18 protein-coding genes are annotated in these 14122 nt (G+C 44.0%); 9 read left to right on the forward strand and 9 right to left on the reverse strand.

The genetic code is table 11. The features are described from left to right. Positions 1–689: 689 nt before the first annotated feature. From NTW12_07525 to NTW12_07545, 5 genes are all read left to right on the forward strand, one after another. Positions 690–1271: a hypothetical protein gene (locus NTW12_07525; GenBank protein ID MCX5846192.1), complete on the forward strand. Its 582-nt coding sequence runs from the start codon at positions 690–692 to the stop codon at positions 1269–1271. A gap of 294 nt (positions 1272–1565) precedes the next feature. Next, on the forward strand, positions 1566–1847 hold the full coding sequence (locus NTW12_07530) for a type II toxin-antitoxin system Phd/YefM family antitoxin (protein MCX5846193.1): 282 nt from the start codon (positions 1566–1568) through the stop codon (positions 1845–1847). Then, positions 1844–2176, forward strand: coding sequence for a type II toxin-antitoxin system RelE/ParE family toxin (locus NTW12_07535; protein ID MCX5846194.1), 333 nt, complete (start codon positions 1844–1846; stop codon positions 2174–2176). Before NTW12_07530 ends, NTW12_07535 begins: the two co-directional genes overlap by 4 nt. Before the next feature lie 389 nt (positions 2177–2565). Further along, a complete protein-coding gene (locus NTW12_07540; protein MCX5846195.1) occupies positions 2566–2808 on the forward strand; it encodes a type II toxin-antitoxin system Phd/YefM family antitoxin in 243 nt (80 codons plus the stop codon). Further along, complete coding sequence (locus NTW12_07545; GenBank protein ID MCX5846196.1) at positions 2805–3068, forward strand: Txe/YoeB family addiction module toxin; 264 nt, start codon at positions 2805–2807, stop codon at positions 3066–3068. The genes NTW12_07540 and NTW12_07545 overlap by 4 nt, the downstream gene beginning before the upstream one ends. An 11-nt stretch (positions 3069–3079) precedes the next feature. On the opposite strand, the gene NTW12_07550 is transcribed toward NTW12_07545, so the two are convergent. Next, positions 3080–3208 carry a hypothetical protein gene (locus NTW12_07550; protein ID MCX5846197.1) on the reverse strand — a complete coding sequence of 43 codons (129 nt, stop codon included), beginning with the start codon at positions 3206–3208 and terminating at the stop codon, positions 3080–3082. A gap of 519 nt (positions 3209–3727) precedes the next feature. Between NTW12_07550 and NTW12_07555 the strand changes: the two genes are divergently transcribed. The 3 genes from NTW12_07555 (at position 3728) to NTW12_07565 (ending at position 4688) form a co-directional block, all read left to right on the forward strand. After that, on the forward strand, positions 3728–3988 hold the full coding sequence (locus tag NTW12_07555; GenBank protein ID MCX5846198.1) for a BrnT family toxin: 261 nt from the start codon (positions 3728–3730) through the stop codon (positions 3986–3988). Next, positions 3978–4202, forward strand: a complete 225-nt coding sequence (locus NTW12_07560) for a CopG family antitoxin (protein ID MCX5846199.1) — start codon at positions 3978–3980, stop codon at positions 4200–4202. The genes NTW12_07555 and NTW12_07560 overlap by 11 nt, the downstream gene beginning before the upstream one ends. Before the next feature lie 114 nt (positions 4203–4316). Next, positions 4317–4688: a VOC family protein gene (locus tag NTW12_07565; GenBank protein ID MCX5846200.1), complete on the forward strand. Its 372-nt coding sequence runs from the start codon at positions 4317–4319 to the stop codon at positions 4686–4688. Positions 4689–4959: 271 nt separating this feature from the next. Here NTW12_07565 and NTW12_07570 read toward each other — a convergent pair whose 3' ends face one another. Continuing rightward, entirely contained in the window at positions 4960–6624 is a 1665-nt protein-coding gene (locus tag NTW12_07570) for a DEAD/DEAH box helicase (protein MCX5846201.1), read from the reverse strand. A gap of 356 nt (positions 6625–6980) precedes the next feature. On the opposite strand from NTW12_07570, the gene NTW12_07575 reads away from it, so the two are divergent. After that, positions 6981–7199, forward strand: coding sequence for a YwbE family protein (locus tag NTW12_07575; protein ID MCX5846202.1), 219 nt, complete (start codon positions 6981–6983; stop codon positions 7197–7199). 61 nt (positions 7200–7260) lie between these two features. Here NTW12_07575 and queF read toward each other — a convergent pair whose 3' ends face one another. The 7 genes from queF to NTW12_07610 form a co-directional block, all read right to left on the reverse strand. Beyond that, positions 7261–7665 (reverse strand): preQ(1) synthase, encoded by a 405-nt coding sequence (gene queF, locus NTW12_07580; GenBank protein MCX5846203.1) that lies wholly within the window; start codon positions 7663–7665, stop codon positions 7261–7263. Positions 7666–7747: 82 nt separating this feature from the next. Beyond that, positions 7748–8383 carry a LysE family transporter gene (locus NTW12_07585; GenBank protein MCX5846204.1) on the reverse strand — a complete coding sequence of 212 codons (636 nt, stop codon included), beginning with the start codon at positions 8381–8383 and terminating at the stop codon, positions 7748–7750. 37 nt (positions 8384–8420) lie between these two features. Beyond that, complete coding sequence (coaE, locus tag NTW12_07590) at positions 8421–9044, reverse strand: dephospho-CoA kinase (GenBank protein MCX5846205.1); 624 nt, start codon at positions 9042–9044, stop codon at positions 8421–8423. 88 nt (positions 9045–9132) lie between these two features. Continuing rightward, positions 9133–9903 (reverse strand): type III pantothenate kinase, encoded by a 771-nt coding sequence (locus NTW12_07595; protein MCX5846206.1) that lies wholly within the window; start codon positions 9901–9903, stop codon positions 9133–9135. A 3-nt stretch (positions 9904–9906) separates the two neighbouring features. Beyond that, positions 9907–10701, reverse strand: coding sequence for a biotin--[acetyl-CoA-carboxylase] ligase (locus tag NTW12_07600; protein MCX5846207.1), 795 nt, complete (start codon positions 10699–10701; stop codon positions 9907–9909). Positions 10702–10726: 25 nt separating this feature from the next. Beyond that, the gene (gene nadC / locus NTW12_07605; GenBank protein ID MCX5846208.1) at positions 10727–11560 is read right to left on the reverse strand and encodes a carboxylating nicotinate-nucleotide diphosphorylase; all 834 of its coding nucleotides are present in this window, start codon (positions 11558–11560) and stop codon (positions 10727–10729) included. Positions 11561–11635: 75 nt separating this feature from the next. Then, on the reverse strand, positions 11636–14122 hold a 2487-nt coding region (locus NTW12_07610; GenBank protein MCX5846209.1), incomplete at its 5' end, for a valine--tRNA ligase.

A 14122-nucleotide genomic window follows, 5' to 3' on the forward strand; every position in this document is an offset into this window, starting at 1 on the left:
AGGGTACGGCTGTTTGCCCATTGTTGCAAAACAGCCCTGTCTTCTTCCGTACATTTCGGTATAATGGCTTTCTTGGGCATGGCTCTTCCTCCTTGCCCATGACAATACATCATAACGGTTATTATTGCAAGTAAACACTAGAATATGATGTCATTATTCTCAGAATTGGTCACCGGAGAGAAGTCTATAGAAAAGAAATCTAACTGCTGATTGACGGGTTTAAAAAGTTAAAATACCGGTCTGTCGGTAGATAAAGACCATTCGGCACGGTGATAGGCAGGACATTCCTAGCCCGCCTACGCATTGTGCCAAATTGCCACTATGTCATTGCGAGGAGCTTCAGTTCCGCAGCAATCTCATGGCATAGCTTCACGGAGCCTATACTGAGCATAGCGAATGTGTTCACAAAATGACATGCCGGACATGTTAACAAATTTAAGCCATTCACAATACTATGTATTACCCTCACACAAAATCCTATAATATACGGCATACACACGTAGAATAAACATAAAGCACGGAATACAATAATAAATATTTGACAATACCTCTTGTTATTTATATATATTACCGCACTTTAACATATGGTTTTTCACATATAATCAGGAAAAGAGTAGTACGTATATTAATTGCGAATAATGAATGCAAGCCAGTAATGTGTGACTGCTATGATTGATTGGAGCAAACTCATGGACGTAATTTTCAAAGTAGGCGGATTAGCTGGTTTGGCATCGTTCTTTTGGCTATTGATAAAGGATCTGATCGCGTTTTACAAAAAACCGAGATTGGAAGTCACATTTGAGAAAACCAGGGACTTAAGAACGTTTCAATTTCGAGACACAGGTTGGGTAAGAAAGTTTGCCACTTTGCACGTATATAACAAGCGTAATCAAACCGCAAAGAGGTGCGTTGCGAACCTCAAGATCACTAAAAGACCAGTCCAATCTACAAATATTGAAGATCAATATGCCCTGCATTGGGCGGACGTTGATTACACAGCTCGCACGACCGGAGCACAGCCTATAGACCTGGGACCAGAGTTGATCAGATTGGATGTTCTTTTTACGCAGCAAGGTCAGGGCTTAAGTGGTTGTTGGATTGCAGTGCCTTTTGCTCTGTCCGGTAGTTTAGGCAATAACCAAGCATATTTGTCACCCGGTGAGTATGATGCAGAAATTGAAGTCAGCTGTGAGAACGGCAAAGGACAAAAATTGAATTTTAGAATTACCTCTCCCACTGCCTGGGATGGTTTGGACATGCAGATTTTATAAGAACTTACCACATCCATGTCGTAGAAATAAATGGGGTCGGACCAAGACAAGTAGTAGGTATCATAAAGAATAGGGTTAAAAACGGCCACTATTGAGCCTTAAACTGCCCATTTTAGCCATAAAAAAAATATACTTCTAAAAAACGATTGCTTGCAGAAAATAATAAGGTCACCTATCCTATAAATCCACCGGACGCGTTCATTGCGCCGGTGATCATTGTGTTGGCAGGACTCGAAATAAACCTTGACATTCGGTCTTTATTTAGTACCATAAAAAGACCGGAGGTGATATGAAATGAATATTTCAACAGATATAAAGCCAGTTACTTACCTTAAGGCAAAAGCGGCCGATCTGCTTAAGCAAATCAACGAAACCCGCCGCCCCGTCATCATAACACAAAATGGGGAACCGAGAGCGGTGCTTCAAGATCCTAAAAGCTATGAAAACATGCGTAACGCAATTGGCATACTAAAGCTTATCTCGCAGGGTGAAGGGGGTATAAGGAACGGGAGGGTAAAATCTCAGGAGAATGTTTTCAAAAATATTGAAGTCTCGCTGAAAGAGAAGCTTAAATGAGCCGAAAGTATGACATTATTTGGGCTGGTGTTGCGGAAAATGATTTAGAAAAGATTATTGAATATATTTCAACAGACAGTCCCGCCAATGCATTAAGCACATTAAAAAAGATAAAACAAAAAGCTTCCAGTCTTTATACGCTTCCCGAAAGAGGCCGCACAGTACCTGAACTTCAAGATCAAGACATCCTGATATATCGTGAATTGATCGTCCCACCATGGAGAATTATATACAGGATATCAGAGATGAAAGTTTATGTTTTATCTGTTTTGGATGCAAGGCAGAATGTTGAAGATATCCTTCTGAAAAGATTGATCTATCATGAGTAGTTCAACTGCCAACCTCACAGTGCGTCAGACCGCTCGTACCTCGTGGATGGTGACTGCGGTCGTTGGGTGGAGTGGTGGCAAGGGGGTCGGACCAAGATAAGTAATAGGTATCATAAAGAATAGGATTAAATAACGGTCTATATTGGGCCTTAAACTGCCCATTTTGGCCACAAAAATATACTCTTAAGAAACGATTGCTTGCAGAAAAATATTAGGTCACCTATCCTATAAATCCACCGGCAGTTCCCATCACCAATGATCTTTACGTTAGCCCTTAATAAAGAAGGCAAACCTAATCATTAGTTGTAAATCGCTGGATAAAAAAATCTTGACAAATACGTACGATATAGCGTACCATCTCGGTGAAAAAATAATAAGGGAGAACATTAATGCCGGTATTAACAGCAAGCGAAGCCAGAGCTAAATTGTATAGACTCATTGATGAAACATCCGCCTCTCATCAACCGATTCTGATCACGGGCAAACGGGGAAATGCGGTGCTTGTTTCCGAAGAAGATTGGCGTTCCATCCAGGAAACTTTGCATTTATTGTCAATCCCGGGAATACGGGAATCGATAGTTGAGGGTTTACGTACACCAGTCAGTGAATGTGAAAAGGAAATCGACTGGTGAGATGGCAAATTGTGTATACAAAACAGGCGCAAAGGGACGCAAAAAAAGTATCCGCTGCCGGCCTGCGCGAGAAGGCTTTAGAAATAATCCAAATATTATCTGAAAATCCTTTCCAGACCATACCCCCTTATGAAAAATTAATCGGTGACCTGTCAGGTGCATATTCTCGAAGAATCAACATTCAACATCGAATAGTATATCAAGTTATGGAAAAAGAGAGAATCGTAAAAATTATCAGGATGTGGACCCATTATGAATAATGAGCTAACACTTATAAGGCCTCCTGTGGGTCAATTTGAGCGGCGAATATATCTATACCAACGATACCGGTTATGATCCGAACGTCGATCCAAACAATCCCCGGCACGACTATAAACTCACCCGGCCAAAACGGTAGCATACTAAATGTTACCTCGAAACTTGTACAAATACCCGTATTATACGTACTATGCATTTTATGATAATAAACATAAATTACGGAATATTATAATAAATATTTGACAAAACCTCTTGATATTTATATATATTACCACAATTCAACATATGGTTTTTCACGGATAATCAGGAAAAGCGTAGTACGTATATTAATTGTAAGGCGGGCCGCTTGAGCTGCGCCATGATAAATTATAATAAAACAAATATTAATGGCGCATCTCCACGCTCTCGCTTCCTCGCTGTCCGGCTGTGCCGGACTGATTCGCTCGGTCGCTCGCCCGCCTTACGGGAAGCTGACCGGCTACACTCTGTCTCGCGTTTAGCGGCGGACCGCTAACAGCGGCCCGCCTAACAAAACGCTCGACCTGCGTTGTCACGTGCCTGCATGCTATGCAGCAGCAAGCACGCGCCACCGCCGGTCAGCTTCCCGTTATAATCAAAATAATATTTGCTGTTGGTATGTAAAAGGTATAATATATATACCATGAGTTTTGAGTTTGATTCCGAAAATAGCGACAATAATAAAAAGAAGCATGGGATCGACTTTCTCGACGCACAGGCGCTGTGGGATGATTCCGATTACATTATAATTCCTGCCATAACGATTGATGAACCAAGATTTCTGGTTGTCGGAAAGATAGAAGATAAACATTGGTCAGGTGTTATAACGTACCGAAACGAAAGCGTAAGGATAATTTCGGTTCGACGGTCTAGAAAAGAGGAGATTGATATATATGAAGGCTAAGGAATTCGATAAAAAATTTGATGAAGGTGAGGATATTACAAAATATCTTGATGTTTCGAAAGCCCGAAGGCCTGAACAGGAACAGAAAAGAGTGAATGTGGATTTCCCTCTATGGATGATTCACCAGTTGGACAAAGAGGCAAAACGCCTGGGGGTACCGCGGCAGTCCATCATTAAAGTATGGGTTGCGGAACGACTAAAAAAAGCATCCTGATTCTAACACTTATAAAGGCAATTCGGGAGGCACTATAGATTAGGATTATCGCCTCAAATTTGCCTCTCATTACAAGACGAGAGAGCGGGGCATCTCAAAAAAGGAATCAAGTCTATGCAATTCACTTTCGCGCACAATAATTTCAATGTACTCAATTTGGAGAAAAGCCTCTCCTTTTACCGGGAGTCGCTGCAACTGACCGAAGTGAGAAGGCGTGAAGCGCCGGACGGGAGTTTCATTCTCGTCTTTCTCGGCGACGGTCAGACACCGCACCAGCTTGAGTTGACCTGGCTCAAAGACAGGCAGGAGCCTTACAATCTCGGTGATAACGAATTTCACCTGGCCTTCACGGTTGATGATTTTGCGGGCGCCCATGCCCTCCATGAAGAGATGGGCTGTATCTACTACGAAAACAAGGACATGGGAATCTACTTTATCAACGATCCGGATGACTATTGGATCGAAATCCTGCCAAGAAAAAAATGATCGATTTTTCGTAAGAAATTGGATATTTACATTAGATGGGTGTTGTGTAATGATTATGAGAAGTCCCCGGATTTCCGGGGTTTTAGCAAAGAGGGAGGTACATCATGGGAGACAAGGGCGGTAAGAAGGACAAGGAAAAGCTCAAGAAGCAGCACGACGATAAACAGAAGCAAGATACAAAAAAGAAGAAGGACAAGCAACCGAAAAGAACCCCGTAAAGGCTGGCATGGTGTGTGAGGGGCCGGGCGGGAGATATGAAAATGATCGCGGATTAATATCTCCTTGCTCTTTTCTTTGAGGAAGAGAAATCTCTGGATTTTGAATACCCTTTGTTTCCCTTTTCTTTACTGCTTCTTCTGCCGGCATACTCGATCTGCACCCGGCGGTTTTTGAATTTTATTTTATTGAATGCAGCGATAAGAGGCTCTGCCTGCCCCGAATCTGTTTCAAAGAAAGAACAACTTTTCATGACATCAACATTGATAATACGGAGATTCGCCACTTTTGCCGTTTCTACGAGGTATATTTTAAGACTTTTTGGAGTGAATCTTTCCATCTGCCCGATATTCACAAAGAGACGCACGGGACCTGAGCTCCCTTCTCTTTTTTTTAAGTCAACGTTGATGTCCGGAGCATTTCGGTAATAGCTTAAAAAGCGGTTAAACTCAGCAGAGACAAATCGCTGAATGATTTCTTCCTTGCTGATTCCTTTTAGTTTCTCATAGACAGCAGGTAAAAAATCACCGATTTCCTGATGCTGAATCTCTGTGTTCTTTACTTTATCGACGAGATGATACAGTTGTTTTTCGCAAACTTCACTTCCCGTAGGTATTTTAACCAGCTCAAATTTCTTTCGTATCTGTTTTTCTATCTGTTTAATTTTAAAAATTTCTTTTAAATTAACAATAACAATGGAAATACCTGACTTACCGGCTCTCCCTGTACGTCCACTGCGGTGGGTATAATATTCAGGATCGTCCGGGAGGTTATAATTGATAATATGCGTTAAATCCACAACATCAATTCCTCTTGCAGCAACATCGGTTGCCACAAGCATTTGAAGATTTCTGCTTCTAAAACGGTTCATGACGCTATCCCTCTGCGGCTGAGAAAGATCTCCGTGCAATGCGTCCGCATTATAACCGTCTTTTATAAGCGAATCGGCAATTTCCTGTGTTTCTATTTTTGTTCTGCAGAAAATAATCGAATAAATATCAGGATAATAATCAGCAATCCTTTTTAATGCGATATATCTGTCCTTGGCATGTACGACATAGTACTGATGGTGAACATTTTCAGCCCCCGTATTTTTTAAACCAATCGTAATAGCAACGGGCTTATTCATATAGCTCTGCGCTATACCTTCAATTTCCTTAGCCATTGTCGCTGAAAACAACAAAACTCTTTTATTGTCGGGAGTCCCGGACAATATCGCGTTCAAATCTTCCTTAAATCCCATGTTCAGCATTTCATCTGCTTCATCCAGCACCAGCCAACTGATGGCAGACACATCCACTTTTCTCCGCTTCAGCATATCAAGCATTCTGCCGGGCGTGGCCACAATGATCTGAGCGCCTGAAGAAATCTGCCGTATCTGCGTCAAAATACTTGCACCTCCATAGATAGGCACAATATGTAAACCGCCCATGTGTTTCGCCAAACGGTTTAAATCGTCGGTGATCTGCAAACAAAGCTCCCTTGTGGGGGCAAGTATTAAGGCTTGTGTTTTTGATGAGAATTGATCAACCTTTTGAATAATGGGTATCCCGAACGCTGCTGTCTTACCTGTTCCCGTATGAGCCAACGCGACTAAGTCCCTTGTCTCTTGCAATAGAAAAGGGATAACCTCTTCTTGAACAGGCATCGGTGTTTCAAATCCCATTTCAGTTATTGCCTTTAAAATCCTTTTGTCTATGTGTAATTCTTTAAATGTCATTGCTATTCTTATCCTTTAGGTGTTTATAAATACTATTATATTTTCAATATCATTGACTTAATGATGTTGATCTCTTTCCAGTCCCTTTTTGTAAAAAGGGATTCAAATTGCTTAAGTCAATTACATTGGGAAATGTGGGACACCCCCCGGATATTTAGGGGGCATAGGACAGGTCTGTTGACTCACCAGTATATTCCTTATACACTCAGTCAATGGAGAAAGCAATGTTTTCATTCTTTCATTGACACACAAGGCCGTTCTTCTTATACTTTTATTGTACAGCAGCAGATTCTTGTCAAAAAAGGAGGACAAGTGTCCTCCTTAATTAACCTGATTATATGTCATAGGGCATGCTCATGAATGGAAATAACCGATCAAACATTAAACCCGGAGTGCATGTGAAGGTCGTCCAGAAGCAGGATCAATTCAGCGGTAAACTGTCTGAAGGTATCGTCAAGGATATTCTCACGAAATCAGCCAGTCACCCCCACGGCATCAAGGTGCGCCTGCAAAGCGGCATAGTAGGCAGGGTCAAAGAAATTTTGATGCCTGAATATGATAATTCAAGGACATGAATGCAGATATATGTCGATGAGGACGGATTACAGCCGCCGCTGATCCTTTATCTCGGCGATGTCACTTCTTATACTCTGCCTCGACGGTAATGGAAATCCCCCCGCGAACCGCGAAATCCGCCGTTACCTTGCACCACCGGGGCTTCAGTACGGAAACAAGATCATCAAGAATTACATTGGTCACGTGCTCATGAAAGACACCCTCATCACGATAAGACCACAGATACAGCTTCAGAGATTTAGATTCGACAATCTTCTTATCCGGGACGTACTGAATCGTTAACTTTGCAAAATCGGGTTGCCCCGTAGCAGGACAGACACAGGTAAACTCTTCTGTCTTGAGTGTTACAACATAATCCCTCTCCGGATGGCGGTTCGGGAAGGTTTCTAATTTTTTTGTCGGTTTGGAGTCACGACCTAACAAAGTCAGCCCGTCGAGATCCGATTTCTTGGTCTTATTTGTCATTATGGGTTTTCTCCTTTATTTAAGATGGTGGCGCCACCAAGAATGAAACATATCCCCGCGGAGGTTAGGAGTTTATAGCTTCTCAGGTAATTATTTTTTGTACACCGGCGAAGAAAAAATAGCATGCAAAAAGAATCAGCACAACCGCACAGCTTCCAATGAGTCCTCTATAGAAACGATCAGTAAAAAGACTCCTTCCCTTCCCCACGGCCGCGGAGACAGCGGAATACCAAACGAAATCGGCGAGAATGTGTCCCGTAAAGAAAAAAGCGATGCCTGCCATACCATACCGCCAGCTATACAGGACATACCCGAATCCGATTGTAGCCCACCAGATGAACCAGTATGGATTCGCGATGCTGAAAAGAACGCCGTCTATTACGAGAGAACCACGCTTCGTCTCTTCCGTCTTCATCGAAAGGCTTAAGGTAGGAAGGGCACGGAACATTCCCACCGCCATCCAGATCAATATAACTCCCCCCAAAATAGCCACAACAACAAAAACTGCATCGCGTTGCAGAAATGGAGCCAACCCTAACACCAGTGCAGCCAGCAACAGGAGTTCCAGGATACCGTGACCGACAATAAGCAAAGGCCCCGCGAGAAAGCCTCTTTGCGAGCTTTCACTGATCGTAGCGGTAAGCAGCGGCCCCGGCATCATCGCACCGGAAAAGGCAATGACAAAAGAAGAAAAGAAGATAGTGACAAGTTCCCACATGGGTTATATGTGTCCCAATTCAAAATACATGCAAACATTACAATTGAAGACGAATTTTCTTCTCCCTTTCCATGAGATCTTTCCATACATCATTGACGATTCTGCGGGTCGCCTCTAAGGAGTCATGATTATCGATAACTAGATCGGCATATGCCCTCTTTTCATCGATGGGCATCTGTGAGGAAAGTCTCCTTACTGCATCTTCCCTGCTTAATCCATTTCTCTCCATCAGCCGCTGAATCTGATCCTCCGGAGAGGCATGTACTAAAACAACTACATCGAACATATTCTGCATCCCCACTTCGATAAGCAGGGGAACATCGGATATAACAATGGCCTGAGGATTTCTTTCCCGGATGTCTTCACTTCGCCGCCTCCATTCATCGAAAACAGCGGGGTGAACAATGCTGTTGAGTTTGGAGAGCTTTTCCCTGTCTGTAAAGACAAGCAACCCAAGCTTTACCCTGTTGATTGTCCGGTCTTCATTCAGTATATCCGATCCAAAAAAATCAACAATAGCCTTCCATGCCTGTTGATCGGGTTCCTCCACGAAATGGGCCAGCTTATCGAAGTCAATCAGATAAGCGCCCTTCTCCAGAAACATTTTCGCTACAGTTGATTTTCCTGAGGCAATTCCACCTGTGAAACCCACGTTCAACATAGTACTGTTTTCTCCTGCGGGGAATTAATTTATCAACATAACGGAGGTCATGTGTTGTTGAATAACCTGATCAGATCATGATAGAATTCTATATTACACAATTTCGATTATAGAGAATTCGGAGCCCTTCCAAAGTGAGCATTTCATCGACAATATCAATGCTTTTTGTTTCTGCTGCGATGACTTTCGCAAGTCCCCCGGTTGCTATAACCCTCGGGTTCGACTTGACTTCCGATTTAATACGATCAACAAGACCGTCCACGAGACTTGCATAACCGAACAATATGCCTGCCTGCATACTGCTCACCGTATCCTTACCGATAACGGATTTCGGCCTGCTGAGTTCTACCCTCGGGAGTTTCGCCGCTTTGCTGAAGAGGGCTTCACTCGCTATCATGATGCCCGGTGATATGCATCCGCCCATGTATTCCCCTTTTTTCGATACATAATCAAAGGTAGTAGCGGTGCCGAAATCAACAATTATAACATCCCCCCCGTACTTTTCGTATGCCGCAACGGCATTGACAATCCGGTCCGCTCCCACTTCTCTCGGGTTATCATACAGGATCGGCATCCCGGTTTTAATGCCTGGCCCGACAATGAGAGGCGTGATATTGAAATATTTTTTACAGAGAGGTTCAAGAATGTTGAGCATTGTAGGGGCAACGCATGAAATAATGATATCCTTGATGACCCGCGGTTGAATCCTGCTGTTTTTATAGAGATTGAAAATCAACATACCGTACTCATCAACAGTATGATCAACAACAGTCCTGATCCTCCAGTCGTGAACCAGTTCGTCCCCGTCATACAAACCAAGGACCGTATTGGTATTTCCAACGTCGATAACTAAAAGCATATCTTATCCCTTCATAATTGTGGCATCTCCGGCGATGACCCTTCTGATTACATCATTTTCATCTGAAATAATGAGAGCCCCAAAATCATCAATACCTTGAACCTCTCCTGCCTTTACATCATCGTTAAATACCACCTTAATGCACCTCCCGACCATATCTGAGTAGTTAAGCCACATATCTTTAATGGAACCAAACCCTTCATTGAGAAGCCGGGTATAGTGATTTTCAAAATTATCGAATAATTTTACCGTTAAATCAAGTCGAGAAATTTTCACCCCCGCCTCATCCGTAAGTGACGTGGCGATATCACGAAATGACTCGTCAAAATCAACCCGTTCTATGTTAACATTAATGCCGACGCCTACGACAACGAAGGCCACTCCTTCAGTTGCAGAAGCCCGCATCTCTGTCAGGATGCCACACACCTTTTTGCCCCTGATCTGAACATCATTCGGCCATTTGAGCGTTACATCTCCCGAACAGTACCCGGATAAAAGATCGGCAACGGCAACACCGGTCATAAGCGTAATCTGGGGGGCAAAAATGGGATCAATCTTAGGCCTCAACACGATGGAAGTATACAGATTACAACCGGGAGGAGATTGCCATTGCCGTTTCAGACGGCCTTTTCCCCTGGTCTGACAGTCTGCGATGACGACAGTTCCCTCAGGAACACCACCGAGGGCAAGTTTGAAAGCGACGTCGTTGGTTGAATCTACTTCCTTAAAGAAGTGGATACAATTTCCTATCCGCTTCTCTGAAAGACGGACAGCCAGGGATTGTTCATTGAAATCCATTGTATTGATTAGATTACTGATAACGTTATTCGATCATCAGGGATATATCGGATGCCGGCACTGAATGGGTAAGAGCACCCACGGAAATGAAATCAACTCCCGTTTCGGCAATCTGTCTCACATTCGCGAGAGTAACATTGCCGGAGGCCTCAAGAGACACCTTTCCGTTGACGGATGCAACTGCCTTTCTCATATCTTCGATAGTCATATTGTCTAACATTATTACATCCGCACCGGAAATAAGGGCTTCCTCAACTTCTTGAAGATTTTTGACTTCAATTTCCACTTTCAGGGTATGGGGGAAGCGGCCGCGAACCCTGTCGAGTGCCTGGGAGATACCGCCTGCCGCCGCAATATGGTTGTCTTTGATCAAAACACCGTCATACAGGCCAAAGCGATGGTTGAAACCGCCGCCAATTCTCACGGCATACTTATCGAAGTATCTGAGACCCGGCGCCGTTTTTCTTGTATCGAGAATTTTTGCCCGTGTTCCTTTAACCTCATCAACATATCGTCTCGTAAACGTCGCAATGCCGCACATCCTCTGAAATAAATTAAGCGCCACCCTCTCAGCCGTCAGGATGCTGCCAAGAAGTCCGGATATCTCTGCCAGAACTTCGCCCTTCTCCACCTTATGCCCGTCTTCACAATAGCCGGTAAATTGCAAGCTGTTATCCAGGAAAAGAAAGGCCTCTTTAAAGACATCGATGCCGGCTACAACAATATCAGCCTTGGCGATAGCCTTCGCCTTGCCGGCCTCTGCACCGGTCAGCACTGCGGCTGTCGTAACATCACCTGTGCCGATATCTTCTTCAAGGGCCAACCGGATTAACCCGCGTATGATATGCTTTTGCAACATGATAATAAAGGCACTTAGAGGTTATTGAGGTGTCGAAACATGAACACGGAAGACTTACTATTAATGGAGATTCTTTTAACCCATTTCCTGAAGTCTTTTCAGGGCTGTTTCCAGAACAACATACTTTCCTTTAACTTCCCTGAATTTTTCTTCTTCTCTTTCAATAACTGTTTGTGAGGCCTTCGCCATGAAATCGCGATTGGCAAGCTTTTTTGAAATTATCATCAGATCTTTACTCACCTTGGCCATTTCTTTTTCGAGTCTCGCCTTCTCCCCGGCAATGTCCACTACACCTTCCAGCAATACATATATCCGTAGTGAACCGGCAACTCCCGTGGCGGCGTTTTTCGGTTCTTTTTCATCACTACTTATGGTCAATGCATCGAGATTGGCCAGATTCCTAATGTAACCATCCCCAATTCCAATGATTGCACTGGACTCCTCATCCGGAGGAGAAATCATAACCCGTAATTTTTTTGATGGCGCTATATTCATCTCACCCCTGATGTTCCTGATAGACGTAATTACATCCATAATAATACCCATCTGTTTTTCCGCTACAATGTCCTGACAGGTATCATCCGGTGAGGGAAATTCGCTGACCATAATAGAACTCCCGTCACCCACCAGGGTCTCCCATATCTCTTCCGTTACGAAAGGCATGAAGGGGTGGAGCAATTTGAGTGAGGACTTCATGACTGAAAGGAGGGTATGTTGTGCCGCACGCCTCTTTGCGGGGTCTCCTTTCCCATAAAGCGTTGGTTTAACCAATTCAAGGTACCAGTCACAGAACTCATGCCAGATAAACTGATAAATACTTGATGCAGCATCATTAAACCGATATTCATCCAGAGAGCTGATGACTTCCGCTACAGTCATGTTCAGCTTATGGTTAATCCATCTATCGGGAAGGGATTCATCGCTCTTTTCGATATGAACGCCGGAAGGCGAATAATCTTCCAGATTCATGAGGGAAAACCGGGTTGCATTCCATATCTTGTTGACGAAATGTTTATTACCTGCAACCCGCTCCTCGGACATCCTGATATCCCTGCCCTGGGCCGTTAGGGCTGCCAGAGTAAACCTGAAGGCATCGGCGCCGAATTTATCAATCATCTCGAGAGGATCGATGATATTCCCTTTGGATTTACTCATCTTTTCTCCCATTTCGTCTCGTACGAGGGCATGGAGATAGACATCTCTAAAAGGGACGTCCTTCATAACGTAGAGACCCATCATCATCATTCTTGCTACCCAGAAGAAAAGGATATCAAACCCTGTAATCAGAAGCGATGTGGGATAAAACGTCTTTAACGCCTCCGTATTATCCGGCCATCCGAGGGTTGAAAATGGCCAGAGAGCAGAGCTGAACCACGTATCAAGAACATCTTCTTCCTGCTTCAGTGTTGTCCCGCTGCAGTCGGGACATGCATCGGGATCTATTGTGCAGACGATTTCTTTTCCGCACGTACCGCAATGCCATACGGGTATTCTGTGACCCCACCAGATTTGCCTCGAAATACACCAGTCCCTGATATTATTCATCCATTCGAAATAAGTGCTTTCCCACATGACCGGCACAATTTTCGTTTTTCCTTTAACCACTGCGGCAGTCGCAACCTTTGCCAGGGGTTTGATCTTCACAAACCACTGCCTGGAAATCATGGGCTCAATGTCTGTTTTACACCGGTAACATTGTCCGACATTGTGCACATAGGCTTCCCTTCCTGCAAGATAGCCTCCCTTTTCGAGATCCCTGATAATATTTTCCCTGCACTCGTAGCGATCCTGACCTTGATAGACGCCGCCATTTTCATTGATGACCGCGCTGCCATCCATAATTTTGACGATTTCTAATTGATGCCGCTCTGCAATGGCAAAGTCGTTTGGATCAGAGGACGGTGTAACTTTTACCGCCCCTGAACCGAACTCCATACTTACATGATTATCGGCGATGATGGGTATTATCCTGTTGACAAGGGGCAAGATTACTTTGCTCCCGATCTTATCTTTATACCTGCCGTCCTCCGGGTTAACGGCAACAGCCGTATCCCCCAGCATCGTCTCAGGACGAGTGGTAGCCACTACAATCTCACCGCCGCCTTCTCCATAAGGGTACCTGAGATGCCAGAGGAATCCCTCTTTCTCCACATATTCCACTTCAAGGTCTGATATGGCTGTATGACAGCGAGGGCACCAATTGACAATATAATCGCCCTGATAGATAAGTCCGTCATTATAGAGGCGAACGAAGACCTCTCTGACGGCCCTGGATAATCTCTTATCCATTGTAAAACATTCTCTGGACCAGTCACAGGAACATCCAAGCCGCTTGAGCTGGTTTATAATAACCCCGCCATACTTCTCCTTCCATTCCCACACCCGCTCTATGAACTTTTCTCTCCCTAAATCATGCCTGGTAATACCTTCTTTCGCAAGCTCCTGCTCAACTACATTCTGAGTGGCGATTCCAGCATGATCAGTTCCCGGCATCCATAGGGCGTTATATCCCTGCATCCTTCTGTACCGGGTCATAACGTCCTGCAGGGTATTGTTCAGGGC

The organism is Deltaproteobacteria bacterium (assembly GCA_026388545.1).
Classification (GTDB): Bacteria; Desulfobacterota; Syntrophia; order Syntrophales; family UBA2185; genus JAPLJS01.

What these genes read in the sequence shown, in the direction of transcription:
- NTW12_07595 (MCX5846206.1), bottom strand. Translation starts at nt 9,903, where the DNA reads ATGCTTTTAGTTATCGACGTTGGAAATACCAATACGGTCCTTGGTTTG.
- queF (MCX5846203.1), bottom strand. Translation starts at nt 7,665, where the DNA reads ATGACAAATAAGACCAAGAAATCGGATCTCGACGGGCTGACTTTGTTA.
- NTW12_07570 (MCX5846201.1), bottom strand. Translation starts at nt 6,624, where the DNA reads ATGACATTTAAAGAATTACACATAGACAAAAGGATTTTAAAGGCAATA.
- nadC (MCX5846208.1), bottom strand. Translation starts at nt 11,560, where the DNA reads ATGTTGCAAAAGCATATCATACGCGGGTTAATCCGGTTGGCCCTTGAA.
- NTW12_07525 (MCX5846192.1), top strand. Translation starts at nt 690, where the DNA reads ATGGACGTAATTTTCAAAGTAGGCGGATTAGCTGGTTTGGCATCGTTC.
- NTW12_07575 (MCX5846202.1), top strand. Translation starts at nt 6,981, where the DNA reads ATGAATGGAAATAACCGATCAAACATTAAACCCGGAGTGCATGTGAAG.
- NTW12_07530 (MCX5846193.1), top strand. Translation starts at nt 1,566, where the DNA reads ATGAATATTTCAACAGATATAAAGCCAGTTACTTACCTTAAGGCAAAA.
- NTW12_07555 (MCX5846198.1), top strand. Translation starts at nt 3,728, where the DNA reads ATGAGTTTTGAGTTTGATTCCGAAAATAGCGACAATAATAAAAAGAAG.
- NTW12_07560 (MCX5846199.1), top strand. Translation starts at nt 3,978, where the DNA reads ATGAAGGCTAAGGAATTCGATAAAAAATTTGATGAAGGTGAGGATATT.
- coaE (MCX5846205.1), bottom strand. Translation starts at nt 9,044, where the DNA reads ATGTTGAACGTGGGTTTCACAGGTGGAATTGCCTCAGGAAAATCAACT.
- NTW12_07585 (MCX5846204.1), bottom strand. Translation starts at nt 8,383, where the DNA reads ATGTGGGAACTTGTCACTATCTTCTTTTCTTCTTTTGTCATTGCCTTT.
- NTW12_07565 (MCX5846200.1), top strand. Translation starts at nt 4,317, where the DNA reads ATGCAATTCACTTTCGCGCACAATAATTTCAATGTACTCAATTTGGAG.
- NTW12_07535 (MCX5846194.1), top strand. Translation starts at nt 1,844, where the DNA reads ATGAGCCGAAAGTATGACATTATTTGGGCTGGTGTTGCGGAAAATGAT.
- NTW12_07600 (MCX5846207.1), bottom strand. Translation starts at nt 10,701, where the DNA reads ATGGATTTCAATGAACAATCCCTGGCTGTCCGTCTTTCAGAGAAGCGG.
- NTW12_07550 (MCX5846197.1), bottom strand. Translation starts at nt 3,208, where the DNA reads ATGCTACCGTTTTGGCCGGGTGAGTTTATAGTCGTGCCGGGGATTGTT.
- NTW12_07540 (MCX5846195.1), top strand. Translation starts at nt 2,566, where the DNA reads ATGCCGGTATTAACAGCAAGCGAAGCCAGAGCTAAATTGTATAGACTC.